The sequence below is a fragment of the Saccharothrix deserti genome, from assembly GCF_009769385.1.
GTDB classification, from domain to species: Bacteria; Actinomycetota; Actinomycetes; order Mycobacteriales; family Pseudonocardiaceae; genus Actinosynnema; species Actinosynnema deserti.
The window spans coordinates 461277-487171 of sequence record NZ_ML775959.1 but is presented as its reverse complement, the minus strand read 5'-3'; the positions used below and the strand labels follow the sequence as shown (position 1 = coordinate 487171).

Here is a 25895-nt window from a genome sequence, read left to right as displayed (position 1 = left end):
GGTCGGCGTGCCGTCACGTCAGCGTCGAGCTGATCCACTCCTCCACCACGGCGGCCGTCGCCGCCGCGTCCTGCTCGATGATCGTGAAGTGGTCGGCGGCCACGGTGCGGTGGCTGTGCGCGGGGTGCCACGGCCGCGCCCGCCAGCCGTCCCCGGTGTCCGACGGGTCGAACGAACGCTCCGCGCCCACGAAGAGCACCGGTGCCTCGACATCCGCGAGGCCGAAGTGCGGCATCAGGTCGAAGTAGCAGGTCATCGCGGACAGCACACCGCTGTGGAACAGGCCGAACTCGGCGTCCTTGGCCACCATGCCGTGCGCCAGCCGTTCCATCAGCTTCGCCTGGCCGTCGTCCTCCGGATCGACCGCGTAGGTGTCCAGCAGCACCACCCCGGCCGGTCGCACGCCCGTCACCCGCTCCAGGTGACCGGCCAGCGAGTACGCCAGCGTGCCGCCACCGGAGTAGCCGAGCAGCACGAACGGGTCGCCTTCCGCCGCCCGCAGCACGTCCTCGGCCAGCACCGACAGCACGGCTTCGACGGACGCGGGCAGGGGCTCGTCTCCGTCGAAGCCGGGCAGTGCCAACGAGTGCACCGGCCGGATGCCGCGCAACGCCGCCGAGAGGCGCGCGTGCTGGCGCGGGCCACCGGTCGCCATCGGCGTGCTCACACCGATCACCACCGGCCGGGCGGGGCCGTCGGCGAGCCTCACGGCGGGCGCCTCGCGGGTGAAGTCGGCCGCCGCGTCGAACCTCGGGCGCAGCGCGCCGACCGCGCGCAGCAGGTCGAACCCGCGCAGGACCTGCCCCGACAGCACCGCCGAGCTGAACAGCCGGGCCACCGTGTCGTCCCCGGTCCGGGCAGCCGCCGGGCGCTGGACGCCGAGTTCCTCGCAGATCCGACGGGCCAGCTCGGCGGGGTTCTTGCAGTCGAACACCACGGTCGCGGCGAGGTGCAGGCCGGTCGCCGCGTTCAGGCTGTTGCGCAGCTCGACGGCGCCGAGCGAGTCGAAGCCCAGCTCCAGGAAGTCGCGCTCCGGGTCGACGTCGGCGGCGGAACCGTGCCCGAGCACGTCCGCAACCTGCGCCAGCACCAGCTCGCGGACGGCCTGGTCGCGTTCGTCCCCGGACAGTGCGGCGAAGTCACGCACGGCGGCTGGTCGTGCCGCTCCCCCGGCCAGTCCGCGCAGCAGCGCGGGCACCTGGTCGGTCCGGGCACGCAGATCGGGCAGGCTGACCCGCAGCGGCACCACGTTCGGCACGCCGGCGGTGAGGGAGGCGTCGAACAGCGCCAGGCCTTCCTCGGCGGACAACGCGGGCAGTCCTTGACGCCGCATGCGGTGCAGGTCGGCTTCGCCCAACCACTGGCTCAGTCCCGTGTCGACCTGCCACAACCCGTACGCCAGGGACGTCGCGGGCAGGCCGAGCGAACGGCGGTGGGCGGCGAGGGCGTCGAGGAAGACGTTGGCGGCGGCGTAACCACCCTGTCCGGCGGGCAGCACCAGGCCACCGGCCGAGGACAGCAGCACGAAGGCCGTGAGCGGCATGGCGCGGGTCAGCTCGTGCAGGTGCCACGCGCCGTCCGCCTTGGGGGTGAGCACCGCGTTCACCCGCTCCGGGGTGAGGGTCTCGACGAGTCCGTTGTCGGCGACGCCCGCCGCGTGCACGACGCCGCCGAGCTCCCCGACCTCGTCGAGCAGCGCGGCGAGCGCGGCCCGGTCGGAGACGTCGCACGCGGCCACGACCACGTCCGCGCCCGCCGCCGTCAGTTCGGCACGCAGGTCCGCCGCACCGGGCGCGTCGAGCCCGCGCCGGCTGGTGAGCACCAGGCGGCGCACACCGTGCTCGGTGACCAGGTGCCGGGCGATGATGGCCCCGAGACCGCCGGTGCCGCCGGTGACCAGGACGGTCCCGCCCCACGGCTGGTCGGCCGGGCCGGCATCGGTGATCCGCACGAGGCGGGGCACGGCGGGCGTGCCGTCGCGGAACACGATCTCCGGTTCGCCGCTCGACGCGGCGGCGGCCAGCGCTTCGTCGGCCACCGGACCGTCGGTGTCGATCAGCACGAACCGGCCGGGCTGTTCGGCCTGCGCGGCCCGCACCAGTCCCCAGACCGGCGCGGCAGCGGGGTCCACCTCCTCGCCCGGCTCCACGGCGAGCGCACGGCGAGTCACCACGGCGACCCGCGACCCGGCAACCAGCGACCCGCCGGACCGCACGAGGTCCAGGGCCTGGCCGGTGACCGCACGCACGGCCGAGGGCACGTCACCCGGACCGGGGTCGAGCCGGACGATCCGGACCTCGGACCGGTCGGCGGAGACGGGCGGCAGCAGGGCCGTTCCGATCCGGAACAGCGAGCGGTTGGCGGCGGCGAGTTGTCCGGCGGCGACCTCGCGCAACGCCAGACCGGCCACCGACGCCACCGGAGCGCCGGAGGCGTCCGCCAAGTCCAACGACAGCGCCCGCGGTCCGGTGGACGCGATCCGCACCCGGAGCGCACGCGCACCGCCCGCGTGCAGCGTCACGCCCTGCCAGGAGAACGGCAGCACGGTGGCGTCCGACTCGCCCAGACCGAGCGCGTGCATGGCGGCGTCGAGCAGGGCCGGGTGCACCGGGAAGTCCCCGCTCGCCTGCTCGGGCAGCCGCACGTCCGCGAACAGCTCGTCACCGCGACGCCAAGCCGCCCGCAGCCCGCGGAACACCTCCCCGTACTCGTACCCCCGGTCGGACAGTTCGTCGTACAGTCCCGCGACGTCCAAGGGCGTGCTGTCCACAGGCGGCCACTGCGCGAAGTCGAACGCCGGCGCCACAGGCTCGTCACCGATCGCGCCCTCCGCGTGCAGGATCCACGGACCGTCGGCGTCGGCCCGCGAGTGAACGGTGACGACCCGTTCGGTCACAGCCACCCGCAACGACACCGCGTCCTCGGCTCCCAGCACCAGCGGGGCGTGCAGGGTCAGCTCGTCCACCGAACGGCACCCGGCCTGCCCTGCCGCCCAGCACGCCAGGTCCACGAACGCCGTGCCGGGCAGCAGAACGGTGCCGAGCACCCGGTGGTCGGCCACCCACGGCTGGGTGTCCAGCGACAGCCGACCCGTCCACAGCAGACCGTCCGGCGCGGGTGCCGCGACGGCCAGCAACGGGTGACCGGCCGGGGCGAGCCCGAGTGCGGACGGATCGCCGGCGGGTGCGGTCGCGCGCAGCCAGTAGTCGGTGCGCTGGAACGCGTACGTCGGCAGGTCGACCCGGCGGGCGCCCTCGAACACCGGCCGCCAGTCCACCGCGACGCCGGTCGCGTGCAGGTGCCCGGCGGCCGTGAGGACGGCCACCGCCTCCGGTTGGTTCTCCCGCAACGCGGGCGTCAGCACGGCGGGTTCGTCGTCCACGCACTGCTGGATCATCGCGGTCAGCACGCCGTCCGGCCCCAGCTCGACGAACCGGCTGACACCAGCGGCGGCGAGGGTCCGCACGCCGTCCGCGAACCGCACGGTCTCGCGCACGTGCCGCACCCAGTACTCCGGATCGCCGAGCTCTTCCGCCCAGGTGCCCGTCACGTTCGACACCACCGGGATGCGCGGCTCGGCGAAGGTGATCTCCCCGAGCACGGCCCGGAACCGGTCGAGCATCGGCTCCATCAGCGGCGAGTGGAACGCGTGGCTGACCGCGAGCCGGCGCGTCTTGCGGCCGGTCCGCGCCGCGAACGCGAGCACTTCCTCCTCCGCACCGGACAGGACCACGGCCGACGGACCGTTCACCGAAGCGATGGCGACGCCGCCGGTCGGCGTGATCTCCGCTTCACCCGCCTGCACGGCGACCATGGCGCCGCCCTCGGGCAGCGCCTGCATCAACCTGCCCCTGGCCAGCACCAGTCGGGCGGCATCGGGCAGGGACAGCACGCCGGCCACGTGCGCGGCGGTCAGTTCACCGAGCGAGTGCCCGGCGAGGAACGCCGGCCGCACACCCCACGACTCGAACAACCGGAACAGGGCCACTTCCAGCGCGAACAGCGCTGGTTGGGCGTACTCGGTCCGGTCGAGCCGCGCCCGGTCCGCACCCCACATCACGTCCCGCACGTCGTCGCCCAGCTCGGCGATCACCGCGTCGAACGCGGACGCGAAAGCCGGGAACGCCGCGTAGAGGTCCCGTCCCATGCCCAACCGCTGCGCGCCCTGCCCGGTGAAGACGAACGCGGTGTCGCCCTTCGTGCGGGCCGATCCCGTCCGGCGCCCGCCCTCGGCCAGGGCGGTGAGGCCGCGCACGGCGTCGTCGTGCGCGGTGGCCACCACGACCGCCCGGTGTTCCAGCGCCGCCCGGCCGGTGGCCAGCGTGTAGCCGATGTCGGCCAACCGCCCGGACAGGCCGTCCCGCAGCCGCGCGGCCTGGGCCCGCAACGCCTCCGGGGACGCGCCGGACAGCACCAGGGGCACGGCGGGCGCGTCGGCCGGCTCCGCGGGCGCGTCGACCGGTGGTGCCTGTTCGAGGATGACGTGCGCGTTCGTGCCGCTGAGGCCGAACGACGACACGCCCGCGCGGCGCGGACGGCCGGTCTCCGGCCACGGCTGTTCTTCGGTCAGCAGCCGCACCGCGCCCGCCGACCAGTCGACCTGCGGTGTCGGCTGGTCCACGTGCAGGGTCCGCGGCAGTTCACCGTGCCGCAGCGCTTCCACCACCTTGATCACGCCCGCCACGCCGGCGGCGGCCTGGGCGTGGCCCATGTTCGACTTGATCGAGCCCAGCCACAGGGGGCGTTCGCGGTCCTGGCCGTAGGTCGCCAGCAACGCCTGCGCCTCGATCGGGTCGCCGAGCGTGGTGCCGGTGCCGTGCGCCTCCACGGCGTCCACTTCGGACGGTTCGAGTCCGGCGTCGGCGAGCGCGCGGCGGATGACGCGTTGCTGGGCGGGGCCGTTCGGGGCGAAGAAGCCGTTGCTCGCGCCGTCCTGGTTGATCGCGCTGCCCCGCACCAGCGCCAGCACGGGGTGGCCGTTGCGGCGCGCGTCGGACAGCCGTTCGAGCAGCACCATGCCGACGCCCTCGGCCCAGCCCGTGCCGTCGGCCGCGGCGGCGAACGCCTTGCACCGGCCGTCCGGGGAGAGCCCGCGCTGGCGGGAGAACTCGACCAGGATCTCCGGGGTGGCCATCACCGCCGCGCCGCCGGCGAGCGCCATCGAGCACTCACCGGACCGCAGGGCGTGCGCGGCCCAGTGCAGGGCCACCAGGGACGACGAGCAGGCGGTGTCGACGGTGACCGCGGGCCCTTCGAGGCCGAAGGTGTAGGCCACCCGGCCGGAGACGACGCTCCCGGCGCTGGTCGGCGCCCCGGTGCCCTGTCCGTAGTCGTGGTACATGACGCCGACGAAGACGCCGGTGGGGGTGCCCTTCAGCGTCGTCGGGTCGATGCCCGCGCGTTCGAACGCCTCCCAGGACGTCTCCAGCACCAGGCGCTGCTGCGGGTCCATCGCCAACGCCTCGTTCGGGCTGATGCCGAAGAACCCGGCGTCGAACGCCCCGGCGTCGTACAGGAAGGAGCCGTTTTTGGCGTAGCACTTGCCTTGTTTTCCGGGCGACGGGTCGTACAGGTCACTCGGCCAGCCGCGGTCGGTCGGGAAGTCCGACACGACGTCCAGCCCGTCGGAGACCACGCGCCACAGGTCTTCCGGTGCGGTGACGCCGCCGGGGTACCGGCAGGCCATCGCCACGATCGCGATCGGATCGTCGTCCGCCCTGGTCGGGGTGATGGTTGGTGGTGCCGGCGTCTCCCCGGCCCCGGCCCCGGCTCCGGCTCCGGCTCCGGCCCCGGCTCCGGAGAGGTGGGCGGCGACGTCCCTGGCGGTCGGGAAGTCGAAGACCAGGGTGGCGGGCAGCCGCAGGCCGGTCGCGTCGGCCAGCAGGTTGCGCAGTTCCACGGCGGACAGCGAGTCGAAGCCCAGTTCGTGGAACGACCGGTCGGGGTCGATCGCCTCACCGGAGGTGTGGCCCAGTACGGCGGCGACGGTCGAGCGCACCAGGTCCAGCGGATCGGCAGTCGGGGCGAGCGCCTTCGCCGCTCGCCGGGGGACGCGGACCAGGGCGCGGAGCAGCGCCGGCACCTCTCCCCCGGTCCGCAGCGCCGTCCGGTCCAGCCGCACCGGGACCACGGTGGCGGTGTTCGCGTTGAGGGCGGCGTCGAACGCGGCCAAGCCCTGTTCGGCGGTGAGCGCCGGGAAACCACGCCGTGCCATGCGGGCCAGGTCGTCCTCGGTCAACTCGGCCCCGAGACCGGCCGCCATGTCCCACAGCCCGTACGCCAGCGAGATCGCGGGCAGGCCGAGCGCCCTGCGGTGCTCGGCGAGGGCGTCGAGGAAGACGTTCGCCGCCGCGTAGCACGCCTGTCCCGCCGGCAGCAGCAGACCGCCGGCGGAGGACACCAGGACGAAGGCGTCGAGATCGGTGTCTTTGGTGAGTTCGTGCAGGTGCCACGCCGCGTCGGCCTTCGGCCCGAGGACCGCGTCCAGCCGCTCCGAGGTCACCGAGTCGACCAGTCCGCTGTCGGGCACGCCTGCCGCGTGCACTACGGCGGTGACGGGATGGGCGGCGAGCAGGGCGGCGAGGTCGTCCCGGTCGGACACGTCGCAGGCGGCGATCGTCACCTCGGCCCCGAGACCTGTCAGGTCGGCGTGCAACCGTTCGGCTCCGGGCGCGGCGAGCCCGCGCCTGCCCGCCAACACCAGGGAACGGACGCCGTGCCGCGTCACCAGGTGACGGGCGATGGCCGCACCGATCCCGCCGGTGCCGCCGGTGACCAGCACCGTGCCGTTCGTGGGGAAGGCGCCGGGCGTCGCGGTCGCTCGCGCCAGGCGGGGCACGTGGAACTGGCCGGAGCGCAACGCGAGTTCCGGCTCACCCTCAGGTAGCGAGCCGGGCACGGCCTCGCCGGGTTCCAGGTCCAGGAGCACGAACCGGCCGGGGTTCTCGGCCTCAGCGGCTCGAACCAGCCCCCACACCGCAGCCTGAACCGGGTCGACGACCACGTTCCCGCCGGCCGAACCCCCGGCGACGGCGCTCCCGGTGGCTGGGCCCGCACTGACTGCGCCCTCGCCGGCCGGGCTGCCGGTGGCCGAGCTGCCGGTGGCCGGGGTCCCAGCGGCTGCACCCCGAGTGACTGCGCCTCGGGTGACCACGGCCAGGCGGGAGCCGGCAGTGAGGCGGCCGTTGGCGGTTTGGAGGGCGTCGACCACCTGCTCGGCCACCGGGCGCAACTGGCCCGACGCCACCTCTACGACCTCGAAGTCCGTCGTAGTGGCCGTCGTGGTCAGGGGGCGCCAGGCGACCACGTACAGGAAGTCGGGTCCGGTGGCCGCCTTTCCGATCGACACCGGGCGGGACACCACCGCCTCTACCGACAGCACGGGTTGGCCGGTGCCGTCCGCCACGACGACCCGGACGCTGCCCGGACCGGCGGGGCTCATCCGCATCCGCAGCCGCGTCGCGCCCACGGCGTGCAGCGCCACACCACGCCACAGGAACGGCAGGAGGGTTTCCGCGTCGCCACTGTCGTCGAGCAGCGTGGCGTGCATGGCGGCGTCCAGCAGCGCCGGGTGCAGGCCGAACCGCTCGGCGTCGTCGTGCGCCTCGCGGGGCAGCTCCACTTCCGCGAAGACCTCGTCGCCGCGCACCCAGGCGGCGCGCAGACCTTGGAAGACCGGCCCGTAGTGGTAACCACGATCGCGCAGCCGGTCGTACGCGCCATCCGTCTCGACCACGACCGCATCCTTCGGCGGCCACTCGGCCAATCCGGACGGCGTCGCCTCACCGGGTGCGAGGACGCCCTCGGCGTGCAGCGCCCATGGCGCGTCCCCGACGCGGGAGTGGATCGTGATGGCCCGCCGCCCGCCGTCGTCCGGTTCGGTGACCACGACGCGCAGGTCCACCGGTTCGGTGACCACGACGGGCGCCTGGATCGCGAGTTCCTCGACCACCGGGCAACCGGTGTGCTCGCCGGCGCGCAACGCCATCTCCACGAACGCCGTGCCCGGCAGGATGGCCGTGCCCAGCACCTCGTGGTCGGCGAGCCAGCTCTGCGCGAGCCGTCCGGTGAACACGACCCGATCGGAGCCGGGCAGCGTGACGGCGGCCGCGAGCAGCGGGTGCCCGACGACCTCCAGACCCATCGCCTCGGGGTTGCCCGCCAGGCCCGCCCCGATCCACGACTCGGTGACGTAGTCCATCGTGGACAGCCAGTACCGCTGCCGGTCGAACGCGTACGTCGGCAGCTCGACCCGCCGGCCGCCGTTCAGCAACGCCCGCCAGTCGACCACGGCACCTGCGGAGTGCATCCGGCCGACGGCGGACAGCAGGGTGGGAGCCTCCGGGCGGTTGCGGCGCAGCACGGACGCCACGACGACGTCCGACTGCGCCGTCCGCCGCACCATCTCGGCCAGGATGGCGTCCGGGCCGACCTCCAGGAACCGCGTGACGCCTTGGTCGACCAGCTCGCGCACCCGATCCGCGAACCGCACGGGCTGCCGGACCTGCCGCACCCAGTAGTCCGGATCGCGGAACTCCTCGGGCACCGGGATGTCGGGCGTGCCGAACGCGATCCGGCCGACCACGGCGGCGAAGTCGTCGAGCATCGGCTCCATCAGCGGAGAGTGGAACGCGTGGCTGACCTTGAGCCGGGTGGTCCGGCGGCCGGCCAGGCGACCCACCGCCGCCAGCACCGCCTCCTCCGTCCCGGACAGCACCACCGAGTCGGGCGCGTTCACGGCGGCCAGGCCGACCTCGTCCGACAGGAGCGGGAGAACTTCGTCCTCGGTCGCCTCGACGGCGACCATCGCCCCGCCGGCGGGCAACGCCTGCATCAACTCGGCACGGGCGGTGACCAGCGTCGCGGCATCGCGCAACGAGAAGACGCCGGCGACGTGCGCGGCCGCGAGTTCCCCGATCGAGTGACCGGCGACGAAGTCCGGCCGCAGTCCCCAGGACGCGAGCAGTCGGTGGAGCGCGACCTCGACGGCGAACAGCGCGGGCTGGGTGTGCACCGTGCGGTCGAGCGCGCCGTCGTCCTCCTCCCACATGACGCGGCGCAGCGCGGGGTCGAGTTCGGCCAGCACCTCGTCGAGCGCGGCGGCGAACACCGGGTACGCCCGCGCGAGCTCGCGTCCCATCCCGAACCGCTGCGCGCCCTGCCCGGTGAACAGGAACGCGGTCCGGCCGCCGGTGCGGACCAGGCCCGGGGGTTCGGCGAGTGCGCCGATCAGCTCGTCGCGGTCACGGCCGACCAGCACGGCCCGGTGGTCGAACAGCGGCTTCCCGATGAGCGAGAACGCCACGTCGGCCAGCGGTTGGTCCGGCTTCGCGGCCAAGTGCGACCGCAACCGCTCAGCCTGTCCCCGCAACGCCCGCGCGCTTCGAGCGGACAGGACCAGCGGCACGGCAGCAACCTCCGGCTCGGCGGCAAGGCTCGGCACGGTGGTCGGGTTCGGTGCGGTGATGGGGGTCGATGATGCGGCGAGATCCGGTGATGCGGCCGTATTCGATGCGGCGGTGGAGTTCGGTGCGGCGAATCGGTCCGGTACCCCGGCGGCGTCCGCGCCCGGCTCGATCGGTTCCGGGGCCACGTGTTCCAGGATCACGTGCGCGTTCGTGCCGCTGATGCCGAACGACGACACCGCCGCGCGCCGCGTTCCCCCGCCCCACTCGCGGGGCTCGGTGAGCAGCTGCACGTTGCCCGCGGTCCAGTCGACGTGTGGGCTGGACTCGTCCACGTGCAGCGTGCGGGGCAGCAGGCCGTGTCGCATGGCCATGACCATCTTGATGATGCCGCCGACACCGGCCGCCGCCTGGGTGTGCCCGATGTTGGACTTCAGCGATCCCAGCCACAGCGGCCGGTCGCGCCCCTTGCCGTAGGTCGCCAGCAACGCCTGCGCCTCGATCGGATCACCCAGCGTCGTACCGGTGCCGTGGGCCTCCACGACGTCCACGTCCGACGCCGACAACCGGGCGTTGGCGAGCGCCTGCCGGATCACGCGCTGCTGCGCCGGCCCGTTGGGTGCGGTCAGGCCGTTCGAAGCGCCGTCCGAGTTCACCGCCGACCCGCGCACCACCGCCAACACCGGGTGCCCGTTGCGCTTCGCGTCGGACAGCCGCTCGACCAGCAGCACGCCCGCGCCCTCACCCCACCCGGTGCCGTCGGCCGACGCCGCGAAGGACCGGCACCGGCCGTCCCGCGACAACCCGCGCTGACGGCTGAACTCGATGAACGGTTCGGGAGTCGACATCACCGCCACGCCGCCGACGAGCGCGAGCGAGCACTCGCCGTTGCGCAAGGCCTGTGCCGCCAAGTGCAGCGCCACCAACGAAGACGAGCACGCGCTGTCGACCGTCACCGACGGTCCTTCCAGACCGAACACGTAGGACACGCGCCCTGACGCGACCGAGCCGTTGTTCGCGTTGCCCGGGTAGTCGTGGTACATCATCCCGGCGAACACGCCCGTGTCGCTGCCCCGCAACGCCGCCGGGTCGATCCCGGCACGCTCCACGGCCTCCCACGCGGTCTCCAACAGCAACCGCTGCTGCGGGTCCATGATCAGCGCCTCGTTCGGGCTGATGCCGAAGAAGTCCGGGTCGAACTCCGCAACCCGGTCGAGGAAGCCGCCTTCCCGGACGTAGCTGGTGTTCGGCGCCTCCCCGGTCGGGTCGTGGAGGGCGTCGAGGTCCCACTCCCGGTCTGCGGGGAACGGGCCGACCGCGTCGACACCGTCTGCCACCAACCGCCACAGGTCGTCGGGCGACGCCACGCCGCCGGGATACCGGCACGCCATGCCGACGATCGCGATGGGTTCCGCGGCCGCCGCGGTGATCGTGCGGTTCTGCGTGCGCAGCCGCTCGGTCTCCTTGAGCGCCGTCCGCAGAGCCTCGACGAGCTGGTCCTGTCCGGGCATCACCGTTCTCCCGTCTCCAGGCCGAGGGCCATGTTGATCAGATCGTCGGCGTCCATGTCGTCGATGCCGTCGGCACCGTCGTCCGGTGGGGTATCCACGACGGCGGGCGTGATCGAGCCGCCCAGCTCCAGCAGGCTGTCCAGCAGCCCCGCTTCCCGCAGCCGTTCGATCGGGATCGCGTGCAGGACCCGGCGGATCCTGTCGTCGGCGGCGTCGGCGGCGGCGTCGGCGTCCGCTTCGTCGGCGGGCCCGTCCAGCTCCTTGCCCAGGTGGGAAGCCAGCACCCGCGCGTTCGGGTAGTCGAACACCAGGGTCGGCGCGAGCCGCAGGCCGGTCGCGGCGTTGACGAGGTTGCGGAACTCCACCGCGCTCAACGAGTCGAAGCCCAACTCGCGGAACGCGAGGTCCGGGTCGACGGCGGTCGGGTCGGCGTGCCCGAGGGTGACCGCGGCCTGCGTCCGGACCAGCTCCAGCAACGCCTCCTCGCGCTCCTCGCCGGACAGCGACGCCAGCCGACGCCGGATCGCGGTCACGTCGCCGCGCACCCGACGTGCCGGGCGGCGCACGAGCGCACCGAACAGCGGCGGCACCTCGGTCAGAGCGGCGAGATCGACCGACATCGGGACCACCACCGGGTAGTCCACCGCGGCCGACCGGTCGAACAGCGCCAGGGCGTCCTCGGCGGACAGCGCACGGGCGCCGGTGCGGTCGAGGCGGCCACGGTCGGCCGCGTCGAGGCGGCCCGCCATACCCGCGTCGTCCGCCCACCGCCCCCACGCCAGCGACTGCGCGGGCAGCCCGTTGGCGCGGCGGTGCGCGGCGAGCGCGTCCAGGAAGGCGTTGGCAGCGGCGTAGTTGCCCTGGCCACCGGTACCGATGACCCCGGCCGCCGAGGAGAACAGCACGAACGCGTCCAGCGGCAGGTCGCGGGTGAGGTCGTGCAGCACGAGCGCCGCACCCACCTTGGGCCTCAACGCGGTCGTGAGGCGCTGCGGCGTCAGGGCCCCGATCACCCCGTCGTCGAGCACACCCGCCACGTGCACCACCGCGGACAACGGGTGCTCGACGGGGATGTCGGCCAACACCGAGGCGACGGCGTCCCGGTCCGCCGCGTCGCACGCCACCACGTCGACGTGGGCGCCGGGGATGTCCACCGACCCGCCGCTCCGGCTGAGCAGCAGCAGCCTGCGCGCGCCGTGCACGTCGACCAGGTGCCTGGCCAGCAGGCGCCCGATCGTCCCCGTGCCGCCGGTGATCAGCACCGTCCCCCGGTCGTACCGAGGGCTGGGCTCGCCGGCATCGGCACGGGTGACGGCACGCACCAGCCTCGCCGCGTGCACCGTGCCCTCCCGGACGACGACCTGCGGTTCACCCGCACCGAGGATCGCGGCGACGTCCACCGACCCGTCGGTGTCGGCGAGCACGATCCGGTCCGGGTACTCCGCCTGCGCCGAGCGGACGAGGCCCCACACGGCGGCACCGGCCAGGTCCGTGACGTCCTCGCCGTCCAACGCCACCGCGCCGCTGGTCACCACGAGGAGCCTGTCCGGCTCGGCCTGAAGCACGGCCAGGACCTCGGCCGTGCGGGAGTGCACGTCGCCGCCCGGTTCACTGCGGTGCACGAGCACGTCCTCGGCCACCGGTTCCCCGGGCAAGGGCACCGGTTGCCACTCCACCCGGTACAGGGAATCGCCGGCCCGCGAGACCTCCCGCAGCGCCAAGGACTCCACCGACACGACCGGCCGTCCTTCCCCGTCCGCGACGGTGATCGCGCCCGACTGCGACACGCGCACCCTGACCGAGGTGGCGCCGGCGGCGTGCGTCGTCACGCCGGTCCAGGCGAACGGCAGCCGGGCCGTTCCCCCGCCGCCCGCGCGCAGCCCGATGGCGTGCAGGCAGGCGTCGAGCAGTGCCGGGTGCACGCCGAACCCCTCCACCTGACCGGTCGGCAGCGTCCCAGAGGGCAGTGTCACCTCGGCAAAGACCTCGTCACCCCGCACCCAGGCGGCGTGCAGGCCCTGGAACGCCGGCCCGTACCGCAGCCCGAGATCGGCCAGGTCGTCGTAGAGCGTCTCGACGTCGACCTCCACCGCGTCGGCCGGCGGCCACTGCTCCGACCCTTCACCCGGACCGACAGCGGCGACGAGCACACCCGAGGCGTGGCGGGTCTCGTCACCGGAGTAGACGGCGACCTCGCGTGCGCCGGACTCGTCGGCGGCCGACACGACCACCTGCACGGCGACGCCGCCCTGCTCGGGCAGCACGAGCGGTTCGTGCAGGACCAGTTCGCGCAGTGCCGGGCAGCCGACCTCGTCCCCGGCCCGGCACGCCAGCTCCACGAAACCGGCGCCGGGGAACACGATCTCGCCGTGCACCACGTGGTCGGCCAGCCACGGCTGGGTCGCCGTGGACAGGCGGCCGGTGAGCACCACCGAACCCGTTCCGGGCACCGGCACCGCGGCGCCGAGCAGCGGGTGCCCGGCGGCGCCGAGCCCGAGGGAGGCCGGGTCGGCGGCGGACACGGTGGGCATCCAGTACCGCCTGCGGCGGAACGCGTAGGTCGGCAGCTCGACGCGGCGGGCGTCGGTGTCGGCGAAGAACGCGGACCAGTCCACCGGCACGCCGTGGGCGTGCAGGCGGCCGAGTGCCGTGACGATCGACGCCACCTCCGGCCGCTTCCCGCGCAGGGCGGTGATCCGCTCGCCGTCCGGCACGAGCGCGCTGAGCACCCCGTCCGGCCCCAGTTCCAGGTAGACGCCGACGCCTTCGTCGGCCAACGTGCGGACGCCGTCCGCGAACCGCACGGCCGACCGGACGTGCCGCACCCAGTACTCCGGGTCGGTCAGCTCCTCGGCCAGGCGTCCGGTCACGTTCGACACCACGGCCAGGCGCGGCTGCCGGTAGGTCAGGCCCTCCGCGACCCTCCGGAACTCGTCCAGCATCGGCTCCATCAGCGGCGAGTGGAAGGCGTGGCTGACCGCGAGGCGGCGGGTCTTGCGCCCGTCGGCGGCGAACCGGGCGGCGATCCCGGCGGCGACGTGCTCCGCGCCGGACACCACGACGGCGTCCGGCCCGTTCACCGCGGCCAGGCTCACCTCGTCGGTGAGCAGCGGCGCGACCTCGTCCTCGGTCGCCTGGACCGCGAACATGGCCCCGGTGGCGGGCAACGCCTGCATCAGCCGACCCCTGGCGGCCACCAAGGTCGCCGCGTCCGGCAGGGACAGCACGCCTGCCGCGCGTGCCGCGACGATCTCGCCCACCGAGTGGCCGACCACGAAATCCGGTTCGACCCCCCACGACTCGACCAGCCGGAACAACGCCATCTCCACCGCGAACAGCGCCGGCTGGGCGTACGAAGTCCGGTTCAGCAGGTCCTGGTCGTCGCCCCAGACGACGTCCCGCAGCGGCCGGTCGAGGTGCTTGTCCAGTTCCGTGACGGCGGCGTCGAACGCCTGCGCGAACACCGGGAACCTGTCGTACAGCTCGCGTCCCATCCCGATGCGTTGCGAGCCCTGGCCGGTGAACAGCACCGCGACCCGGTGATCGGTGCCCGCACGGGTGGCTGGAGCTTCGAGGGAGGCGACGAGTTCGTCGGGCTCACTGCCCACTGCGACGACACGGTGGTCGAGCGCCGCACGCCGGGTCAGCGAGTAGGCGATGTCGAGCGGGCGCACGTCCGGGTTGTCCCGCACGAACGCCGTCAGCCGCGCGACCTGGCCCCGCACGCCCTCCGGAGACTTGGCGGACAGCACCCACGGCACCACCACACCGGGCGCGGGTTCGGGCGCGGCGGGCTCCGGTTCGGCCGGCACCGCCTCCAGGATCACGTGCGCGTTCGTGCCGCTGATGCCGAACGACGACACCCCGGCCCGCCCCGGCTGCGGCCAGTCCACGGGCTCGGTCAGCAACCGCACGTCCCCCGCCGACCAGTCCACGTTCGGCGTTGGCACGTCCACGTGCAGCGTGCGGGGCAGCACGCCGTGCCGCATCGCCATCACGACCTTGATCACCCCGGCCACACCCGCCGCGGCCTGCGTGTGCCCCAGGTTCGACTTCAGCGACCCCAGCCACAGCGGCCGGTCCCGGTCCTGGCCGTAGGTCGCCAGCACCGCCTGCGCCTCGATCGGGTCGCCCAGCGTCGTACCGGTCCCGTGGGCTTCCACGACGTCCACGTCCGAGGCCGACAACCCCGCGTCCGCCAACGCCCGGCCGATGACCCGCTGCTGCGCCGGACCGTTCGGAGCCGTCAGACCGTTGCTCGCGCCGTCGGAGTTCACCGCCGACCCGCGCACCACCGCCACCACCGGGTGCCCGTTGCGCCGCGCGTCGGACAGCCGCTCGACCAGCAGCAGGCCGACGCCTTCGGACAGCACGGTCCCGTCCGAGGAACCGGCGAACGCCTTGCAGCGCCCGTCCGAGGCCAAACCCCCTTGACGGCTGAACTCCGCGAAGACGTCCGGTGTGGCCATGACGCTCACGCCGCCGGCGAGCGCCATCGAGCACTCCCCGGACCGCAGTGCCCGGACCGCCAGGTGCAGACCCACGAGCGAGGACGAGCACGCGGTGTCCACCGTCACCGACGGCCCTTCGAATCCGTACACATAGGACAGACGGCCGGATGCGATGGAGCCGGTGTTGTTGTTGTCCGCGTAGTCGTGGTGCATCATGCCCGCGAAGACGCCGACGTCGGTGCCGCGCAATCCGGTGGGGTCGATCCCGGCCCGTTCGAACAGCTCCCACGACGTCTCCAGCAGCAGCCGCTGCTGCGGGTCCATGCCCAACGCCTCGTTCGGGCTGATCCCGAAGAACCCCGCGTCGAACTCCGCCGCGTCGTGCAGGAAACCGCCCCGGCGCACGGAGGTCCGCGCGGATTCGTCCCAGCCGCGGTCGGCCGGGAACTCGGAGATCACGTCGAGACCTTCGGCCACCACCCGCCACAGGTCCTCCGGGGACGTGACGCCGCCCGGGTAGCGGCAGGCCATCGCCACGATCGCGATCGGCTCGTCGTCCCGGGGCGCCGCTGTGCTCGGCGCGTCCGAGGTGGCGCCGCCGGCGAGCAACCTGGCCACGTCGCGTGCCGTGGGGTGGTCGAACACCAGCGTGGCGGGCAGCCGGACACCGGTCTCGGCGCTCAGCCTGTTGCGCAGTTCCACGGCGGTCAGCGAGTCGAAGCCCAGCTCGGTGAAGGCCCGGTCGGGTTCGACCGCCGCCACGGACGAGTGCCCGAGCACGTCGGCCACCCGTGCGCGGACCAGGTCGAGCAGCACACGTTCGCGGTCCTTCTGCGGCACCGCGTCCAGCCGGGTGGCCGCTGCCGCGCGCCGCACGGGCGCCCGGACCAGGCCGCGCAGGACGTGCGGAACCGACTCGCGGGCGCGCAGGGCCGACATGTCCAGGCGCATCAGGACGCGCAATGCGGCGTCGCCGGACAGTGCGGCGTCGAACTGCGCCAGCACGTCGTCGGTGGACATCGCCGCGAAGCCCTGCCTGCGCAGCCGGTGGAGGTCGTCCTCGTCGAGGTGGCCGGTCATGCCGGTGCCCACGTCCCACAGGCCCCACGCCAGGGAGATGCCCGGCAGGCCCAGGTCGCGGCGGTGGGCGGCCAGCGCGTCCAGGAAGACGTTCGCCGTGGCGTAGTTCGCCTGCCCGGCCGCGCCGAGGACGCCGGCGGCCGAGGAGAACAGCACGAACAGGCGCAGGTCGTCGGTCAACTCGTGCAACCACCAGGCCGGGTCGACCTTGGGTGCCAGCACGGTCTCGAACCGGTCGGCGGTGAGGGCTTCGACCACGCCGTCGTCCAGCGCTCCCGCCGCGTGCACGACCCCGGTCAGGGTCACCGACTCGACCAAACTCGCCAACGCGTCCCGGTCGGTGATGTCGCACGCCGCCACGGTCACGGTCGCCCCGAGCGCCTCGATCTCGTCCCGCAACTGGGCGGCGCCCGGTGCCGCCATGCCCCGACGGCTGACGAGCAACAGGTTCCGCGCGCCGTGGGCAGTGACCAGGTGCCGGGCGATCAGACCACCCAGACCGCCGGTCCCGCCGGTGATCAGGACCGTGCCGTCCGGGTCCAACTCGACCCGACTATCCGAGGCCGCGACCCGAGCCAGCCGGGGCGCGAACGCCACGCCGTCACGCACCCGCACTTCGGGCTCGCCAGTGCGCAGCGCAACGCGGACCGCATCCTCGATGTCGGAGCCGCTGCCCATGCCCGAGCCCAAGCCGGAGCCGGAGCCGGTGGCAGTGTCGGGAGCGGTGGTGGTGGCCATGTCTGTGTCTACGAGGACGAACCGGTCCGGGTGCTCTGCCTGGGCGGCCCGGACCAGGCCGCGGACACCGGTCATGGCCAGGTCGTCCCCGAGCTTGATCACCAAGCGCTCCGGGCGCGATTCGGCCAGCCAGTCCCGCACCACGTCGAGCGTGGCCAGGGCGGCGGTCCGGACGTCGGTCGGCACGTCACCGGTTCCGGTCGGCGGCGACCACACGACGTAGTCGGGCACCTCGTCGACAACTGCCGGCACGGCGGTCCACTCCACGCGCAGCGGCTGTTCTCGGCGTGCCGTCCGCAGCTGCTCGGCCGACACCGGCCGGGCGACCAGGGACTCGACCGACAGCACCAAGCCCCCCGTGGTGTCGGCGGCGTCGATCCGCGTGCCGTCCTCGCCCGAAGGCCGCAGTCGCACGCGGAGTTCGGTGGCGCCGACCGCGTGCAGGGCGACCCCGGTCCACGCGAACGGCACCGTCGGCCGCCCGTCGTCCTCACCCAGCAGACCGGCGTGCAGCGCGGCGTCCAGCAAGGCCGGGTGGACGCCGTAACGGGTCGCCTCGGCGTGGACGTCCTGCGGCAGGGCCACCTCGGCGAAGACCTCGTCACCCCGCCGCCAGGCGGCCCGCAGTCCCCGGAACGCCCCGTCGTAGCGGTACCCCATGTCGAGCAGGCGTTCGTACGCGTCCTCGACGTCCACCGCCGTCGCGTCCGCCGGCGGCCAGGCCGTGAAGTCGTAATCCGCCGGGTCGTGCGCCCGAGCCGGGGCGAGCACACCCTCGGCGTGCAGCGTCCAGGACCCACCCTCCGGCCTGCCGTGCACCCTCACCGACCTGGTCCCATCGGCACCGGGTGCACCGACGTGCACCTGGAGTTGAACGGCACCCGGACCGGACAGCACCAGCGGTGCGCGCAGGGTCAGGTCCTCCACCACCGGGCAGCCCACCTGGTCGCCCGCGCGCAACGCCACCTCCACGAAACCGGTGCCGGGCAGGAGCACCGTGCCCAGCGCCTCGTGGTCCGTGATCCACGGGTGGGTGCGCGCGGACAGCTGCCCGGTGAACACGCGCTCGTCGGACTCTGCAGATGGCACCGCCGCGATCAGCATCGGGTGCTCGACCTCGTCGAGACCGGCGGCGGTGATCGGACCCGAACCCGCGGCCCAGGCGGTGCTCCAGTAGTCCAGGCTGTCCAGCCAGTAGCGGCTGCGCTGGAACGCGTACGTGGGCAGCTCGACGCGCCGCGCGCCGGTCCCGGCGAAGAACGCGGCCCAGTCGACCGCGACACCCCGGACGTGGGCATCCGCGAGGGAGGCGACGAACCGCGCCGGCCCACCCTCACCGCGACGGAGCGATCCGACCGCGACGACGGAGTCGAACTCCTCCAACCCGTGGGTCAACGCCGGGTGCGGGCTGCACTCCACGAAGTGCGTCCGCCCCTGCGCCAAGAGTGCCCGCACGGTCTCCTCGAACCGCACCGTGTGACGCAGGTTCGTGTACCAGTACTCCGCGTCGAGCCCGGCGGTGTCGACCGGCTCGGCCGTCACCGTGGAGTAGAAGTCGACGTCACCCGACCGCGGCCGGATCGGCGCGAGCACGTCGAGGAGCGATTCGCGCAACTGTTCCACGTACGGGGTGTGCGAGGCGTAGTCCACCGGGATGACCCGGAACCGCACGCCCCGCGCCTCCAGGTCGGCACGCAGTTCCGCGAGCGCGTCGACCTCGCCGGCGACGACGATCGACGACGGGCTGTTGACCGCGGCCGTCGACAGCCGCCCGGCCCAGCGGGTGAGGTCCAACTCGGGCAGGGACACCGCCATCATCCCGCCGAGCCCGGCGAGTTCCGCGGCGATCAGCTTGCTGCGCAGGGCGACCACGCGCGCGCCGTCCTCAAGGGACAGACCTCCGGCAACGCAAGCCGCCGCGATCTCCCCCTGCGAGTGCCCCACCACAGCCGCCGGCTCGACGCCGTAGGACCGCCACAACGCGGCGAGCGAGACCATCACCGCCCACAGCATCGGCTGGACGACGTCCACCCGTTCCATCTCGGTGTGCAACGCCTCGACCGGGTCCCAGTCCACGTGGGGCCGCAGGGCGTCCGCGCACTCGGTCATCGTGGCGGCGAACACCGGCGAGGTCTCCAGCAACTCGACCGCCATGCCGCGCCACTGCGAGCCCTGGCCGGGGAACACCATCACCGGTCGGCCCGGCACGGCGGTGCTCACCGGCTCGCTGCCATCGGCGATCCGGTCGAGGCCGGCCAGCAGTTCGTCACACCCAGCACCGACCGCGACGGCCCGGTGCTGCCACGCCAGGCGCTCGGTCGCCAAGGACAGCGCGACGTCCACGGGACGCAGGTCGGGGTTGTCGCGCACGAACGCCGCCAGCCGCGCCGCCTGGGCCCGCACGCCGTCCGCGGACTTCGCGGAGAGCACCCAGGGCACGACCGTGTTCGACACCGGTGCCGGCTCCGGTTCGGCGGGGACACCCTCCAGGATCAGGTGGGCGTTGGTGCCGCTGATCCCGAACGACGACACCGCCGCCCGACGCGCCCTGTCCACCTCCGGCCACGGCACGGACTCGGTCAGGAGCCGGACCGCACCCGCCGACCAATCCACCTCCGACGTCGGTTCGTCGACGTGCAGCGTTTGCGGCAACACGCCGTGCCGCATCGCCTGCACCATCTTGATCACACCCGCCACACCCGCAGCAGCCTGCGTATGACCGATGTTCGACTTCACCGACCCCAACCACACCGGACGATCACGATCCCGACCATAAGTCGCCAACAACGCCTGCGCCTCAATCGGATCACCCAACGTCGTACCGGTCCCGTGGGCCTCCACCACATCGACCTCATCCGCCGACAACCGGGCATTGGCCAACGCCAGACCGATCACCCGCTGCTGCGACGGACCATTCGGCGCCGTCAAACCATTCGACGCACCATCCTGATTCACCGCCGAACCCCTGATGACCGCCAACACCGAATGCCCGTTGCGACGCGCATCCGACAACCGCTCCAACAACAACAAACCAACACCCTCACCGAAACCGGCACCATCGGCCCCGGCGCTGAACGACTTGCACCTGCCGTCCCGCGCCAGACCCCGCTGTCGGGTGAACTCCACGAACAGCTCGGGCGTCGCCATCACCGTGACGCCGCCGGCCAACGCCATCGAGCACTCACCCGACCGCAACGCCTGCACGGCCAGGTGCAGACCCACCAGCGACGACGAGCACGCGGTGTCCACCGTCACCGACGGCCCCTCGAACCCGTACACATAGGACAGACGACCGGACGCGATGGCTCCGGTGCCGCTGTTGCCCGCGTAGTCGTGGTACATCAGGCCGACGAACACACCGGTCGGGCTGCCCTTGAGCGTGCCGGGATCGATACCCGCCCGCTCGAACACCTCCCACGACGTCTCCAACAACAACCGCTGCTGCGGATCCATCCCCAACGCTTCGTTCGGGCTGATCCCGAAGAACCCCGCGTCGAACTCCGCCGCGTCGTACAGGAAGCCGCCCTCACGGGCGTAGCTGGTGCCCGGTGTGCCGGCCTCCGAGTCGTACAGCGACTCCACGTTCCAACCGCGGTCGGTCGGGAACCCCGAGATCGCGTCGACCCCGTCGGCCACCAGCCGCCACAGGTCCTCCGGCGAGGTCACCCCGCCGGGGAACCGGCACGCCATCGACACGATGGCGATCGGGTCGTCGTCCCGTGCCACCACCGCGACAGCGGAGCCGGGCACGTCCGAACCGGACAGCAGGCCGTGCAGGTGGCGGGCCAGGACCACGGGTGACGGGTAGTCGAACACCAGGGTCACCGGCAGCCGCAGGCCCAGCGCCTCGTTCAGGCGGTTGCGGTACTCCACGGCGGTCAGCGAGTCGAAACCCAGTTCGCGGAAGGCGCGGTCCGGGTCGACCTCGGCCGCCGAGTCGTAGCCCAGGACGACCGCGACGCGGTCCAGCACCACGTCCAGCACGGCGGGCAGGTCGGCGGACGGGCTCGCGTCGGGGACCTCGGCGGCGTCGCGGCGACCCGAGGTGCGTGGCAGGAAGAGGTGGTGGGCCGCAGCGCGGTCGAACTTGGCCGGAACGAGCGCGGGCTCACCGTGCGCCAGGGCGGCGTCGAACAGCGCGAGGCCCTCGTCGGTCTCCAGGCCCAGCACGCCGCCTCGTGCGATGCGGGCGCGGTCGGCGTTGTCGAGGCCGCCGGTCATGCCGGTGCCCTCGGCCCAGAAACCCCACGCCAGGGACTGCGCGGGCAGCCCGTTCGCCCGTCGGTGGCACGCCAGCGCGTCGAGGAAGGCGTTCGCGGCGGCGTAGTTGCCCTGACCGGGCGCGCCGAGGACGCCGGCGGTGGACGAGAACAGCACGAACCTCTCGACCGGCAGGTCGCGGGTCGCGTCGTGCAGGGCGAGCGCGGCGCCCACCTTCGGCCGCAGCACCCGGTCCAGGCGTTCGGGGGTGAGCGAGGTGATCACGCCGTCGTCCAGCACACCGGCGGCGTGCACCACGGTGGTCAACGGGCTGTCAGCCGGGATCGCGGCCAGCACGTCCGCCAGCGCCGCGCGGTCCGCCACGTCGCACGCCACCACGTCGGCGGTGGCGCCCAGTGCGGCGAGTTCCGCCACGATCCCGTCGTCGGTGCCGCTGCGCGACAGCAGCAGCAGGCGCCTGGCACCGTGCTCGGTGACCAGGTGCCGTGCCAGCGCACGGCCCAGCGTGCCGGTGCCGCCCGTGATCAGGGTGGTGCCGTCGAAGGTGAGGGGCGCGGGTTCGGCGGGTTGTGCCCGCAGTCGTTCCAGCCGTGCGCCGTGCAGCGTTCCGCCGCGCACCACGACCTGCGGTTCGCCCGTGGCCAGGATCGCGGCGACATCGGGCTCGGCGTCGACGTCGGCCAGCACGAACCGGTCGGGGTGTTCGGTCTGCGCCGACCGCACCAGGCCCCACACGGCGGCGGCGGGCGGGTCGGTGACGTCCTCGCCGGGCAGGGCGACCGCGCCACGCGTGACGACCACCAGTCGTGCGGCGTCGAACCGGGGGTCCGACAGCCAGGTCTGGAGCACGTCGAGAACCCGGTGCACGTCGTGAGCCGGCAGCACGACCGCCCCAGACAGGACGGCCTCGGACACGACGGCCCCAGGCACGACATCGTCCAGGTCGTCCCAGGTGGTGACGTCCACCGGCGTCCCCGGTCCGGCCGAGACCTCCGACCAGCGCACGGCGAACAGCGGGTCGCGCTTCGGCCCGCCGGCCGCCGGTCGCAGCGCCAGCGACCCCACGGTGGCGACCGGCTGCCCCGCCGCGTCGGCCACCTGGACCGACACGGCGTGCTCCCCGTCGGGGGCGAGCCGGACGCGCAGCACCGTCGCGCCCGTCGCGTGCAGGGCCACGTTCGACCACGCGAACGGCAGGGCCGCCGCGTGGCCCGCGACCGCGCTCACCGCGATCGGGTGCAGTGCCGCGTCCAGCAGGGCCGGGTGGATCGAGTAGTGCGCGGGGTCGGTCCCGTCCGGGAGGGCGACCTCGGCGAACACCTCCGCACCGCGCCGCCACACCGCCCGCGCGCCCCGGAACGCGGGCCCGTAGGCCAGACCCACCTCGGCCAGTTCGTCGTAGAGGCCGTGCACGGCGGTGGCGTCGCGTGGCGGCCACTCGGTGAGGTCGAACTGTGCCCGCCCAGCGCCCCGACCGAGGACGCCGGTGGCGTGGCGGGTCCACTCGTCGTCGGCGCGCGAGTAGATCCGCACGTCCGCGCCGCTGACCACGACCTGGACGTCCACCGCGCCGTGCTCGGGCAGGCGCAGCGATGTCTCGATCGTCAGCTCGGTGACCACGTCACGGCCGACGTGGTCACCCGCGCGGATCGCCAGCTCGACGAACCCGGTGCCGGGGAACAGCACCTCGCCCAGCACGACGTGGTCGGCGAGCCACGGGTGCGTCGCCAGGGACAGCTGTCCGGTGACCGTGACGCCGTCGCCTTCCGGGTCCGCCACCACGGTCGAGACCTCGGCCGGCCGCAGCCAGAACCTCTTGCGCTGGAACGGGTACGTCGGCAGGTCCACCTGGCGACCGGGGGTCAGCCGGGCCCAGTCGACGTTCGCGCCGTGGACGTGCGCCTCCGCGAGGGACTCCGCGAACCGGCGCAGCCCGCCTTCGTCGCGCCGCAGGGAGCCGACCGCCGCCGCGTCGGAACCGGCGTCCGCGAAGGTCTCGGCCATTCCGACGTGCAGCACCGGGTGCGGGCCGGTCTCGATGAACAGCCGGTGCCCGTCGGCCAGCAGCGCCCGGGTGGCGTCCTCGAACAGGACGGTCCGCCGCAGGTTGGTGTACCAGTACTCGGCGTCCAGCCCGGCGGTGTCGATCAGACCGCCGGTGACGCTGGAGTAGAACGCGATCCCGGCCGACCGGGGCCGGACCGGGGCGAGCACGTCGAGCAGCCGGTCCCGGATGCCCTCCACGAACACCGAGTGCGACGCGTAGTCGACGGGGATGACGCGCACCCGGACGTCCTCGGCGGTCAGCTCGGCGCGCAGTTCGTCCAACGCGTCGACGTGCCCGCACACCACCACCGAACCAGGGCCGTTCACGGCCGCGAGGGACAGCCGGTCTTCCCTGCCGGACAGCCGCTCGCGGACCTCGTCGGCGGGCATGGCCACCGACATCATCCCGCCGAGCCCGGCGAGTTCGGTGGCGATGACCCGACTGCGCAACGCAACCACCCGCGCGCCGTCCTCCAACGACAAGGCACCGGCCACACACGCAGCCGCGATCTCCCCCTGCGAGTGCCCGACCACCGCCGCCGGCTCCACGCCACACGCACGCCACAACCCAGCGAGCGACACCATGACCGCCCACAACACCGGCTGCACGACGTCCACCGCGTCCGGCTCGCCCCGCAGGACCTCGAACAGGTCCCAGTCGACGAACGGCCGCAGCGCCTCCGCGCACTCCGCCATGCGTTCGGCGAACACCGGCGAGGAGTCCAGCAACTCCACCGCCATCCCCCGCCACTGCGAGCCCTGACCAGGGAACACGAACACCACAGGGGCCGAACCGCTCACCGATGTGCCGGGGGACGCGTCCTCCGCGAGCGCGACCAACCCGCGCAACAGCTCCTCGCGGTCAGCGCCGAGCACGACCGCCCGCCGCTCCAACGCCGCGCGAGACGCCAACGAGTAGCCGACATCCGCCGGATCCAACCCACCCACCGCCGCCGCCAGCCGCTTCGCGTGGTCGCGGAGCGCCGGAGCCGTGCGAGCGGACACGGGCCACGCCAGGACCGGGTGCGTCGTGGACGGGTTGTCAGCAACCGGGGTGTTGACCAACGAGCCGGCGTCGACTGGGATGTCTACTGGGGTGCCTACTGGAATGTCGGGGCCCTGTTCGATGATCGCGTGCGCGTTGGTCCCGCTCACGCCGAACGACGACACGCCGGCACGGCGCGGGCGGCCCGTCTCCGGCCACGGCTCGGGCTGCGTCACCAGCCGCACGTCGCCGGTCGACCAGTCCACGTGGGACGACGGCTCCGTAACGTGGAGCGTCCGGGGCACCATCCCGTTGCGGATGGACATGACCACCTTGATGACACCGCCGACGCCCGCCGCGGCCTGCGTGTGGCCGATGTTCGACTTCAGCGAACCCAGCAACAGGGGCCGCTCGCGTCCCTGGCCGTAGGTCGCGAGCACCGCCTGTGCCTCGATCGGATCGCCCAACGTCGTGCCGGTGCCATGCGCCTCGACAACATCCACGTGCGCCGCGGACAGGCTCGCGTTCGCCAGCGCCTGCCGGATCACCCGCTGCTGGGACGGCCCGTTAGGCGCCGTCAGGCCGTTCGACGCACCGTCGGAGTTCACCGCCGTGCCGGCGAGCACCGCGAGCACCCGGTGACCGTTGCGCTGGGCGTCGGACAGCCGTTCGAGCAGCAGCAACCCGGCGCCCTCGCCCCAGCCCGTCCCATCGGCGGTGTCGGAGAACGCCTTGCAGCGGCCGTCCGGAGCCAGCGCGCCCTGGTCGCCGAACGCGATGAACACGCCCGGTGTCGAGATGACCGTGACCCCGCCGGCCAGCGCGAGGTCGCACTCCCGCTGCCGCAGCGCCTGCGCCGCCAGGTGCAGGGCCACCAGCGACGACGAGCACGCCGTGTCGAGGCTGATCGACGGGCCCTCGAAGCCGAACGTGTACGAGATCCGGCCCGAGAGCACGGACGCGGCGGTCGCCGTGGCCCCGTACGCGGCGGCGACCTCCGGGTTGGCCGCGTGCAGCATCTCGTAGTCCTGCGCACCCGTGCCGACGAACACGCCGACCGGCGCGCCACGGCTGCTGTGCGGGTCGATCCCGGCCCGCTCGAACGCCTCCCACGCCAGTTCGAGGACCAACCGCTGCTGCGGGTCCATGGCCAGCGCCTCACGGGGCGAGATGCCGAAGAACTGGGGATCGAAATCGCCCGCCCCGTGCAGGAAGCCGCCCGACCGCACGGAACTGCCGGCCATGTCCCAGCTCCGGTCGCGCGGCACGTCGCCGATCGCGTCCACGCCGTCCGCGACGAGCCGCCACAGGTCCTCCGGCGACTCGACGCCACCGGGGTAGCGGCAGCTCATCGCGACGATCGCGATCGGGTCGTCCGACTGCGCCTCCTGCAGCCGCCGCCGGGTGTCCGCCAGCTCGGTGGTGACCCGCTTGAGGTAGTCCAGGAGCTTCCGGTCGT

At 73.5% G+C, this 25895-nt stretch carries 1 protein-coding gene and 1 pseudogene; both read right to left on the bottom strand.

The window, feature by feature from the left end; translation table 11 throughout:
• Positions 1-13: 13 nt before the first annotated feature.
• Positions 14-7765 carry an SDR family NAD(P)-dependent oxidoreductase gene (locus FM051_RS01765; protein WP_476655314.1) on the bottom strand — a complete coding sequence of 2584 codons (7752 nt, stop codon included), beginning with the start codon at positions 7763-7765 and terminating at the stop codon, positions 14-16.
• Positions 7748-25893, bottom strand: a pseudogene (locus tag FM051_RS51445) (beta-ketoacyl synthase N-terminal-like domain-containing protein); the annotation flags it as partial. The gene FM051_RS01765 and the pseudogene FM051_RS51445, both read right to left, overlap by 18 nt.
• Positions 25894-25895 lie beyond the last annotated feature (2 nt).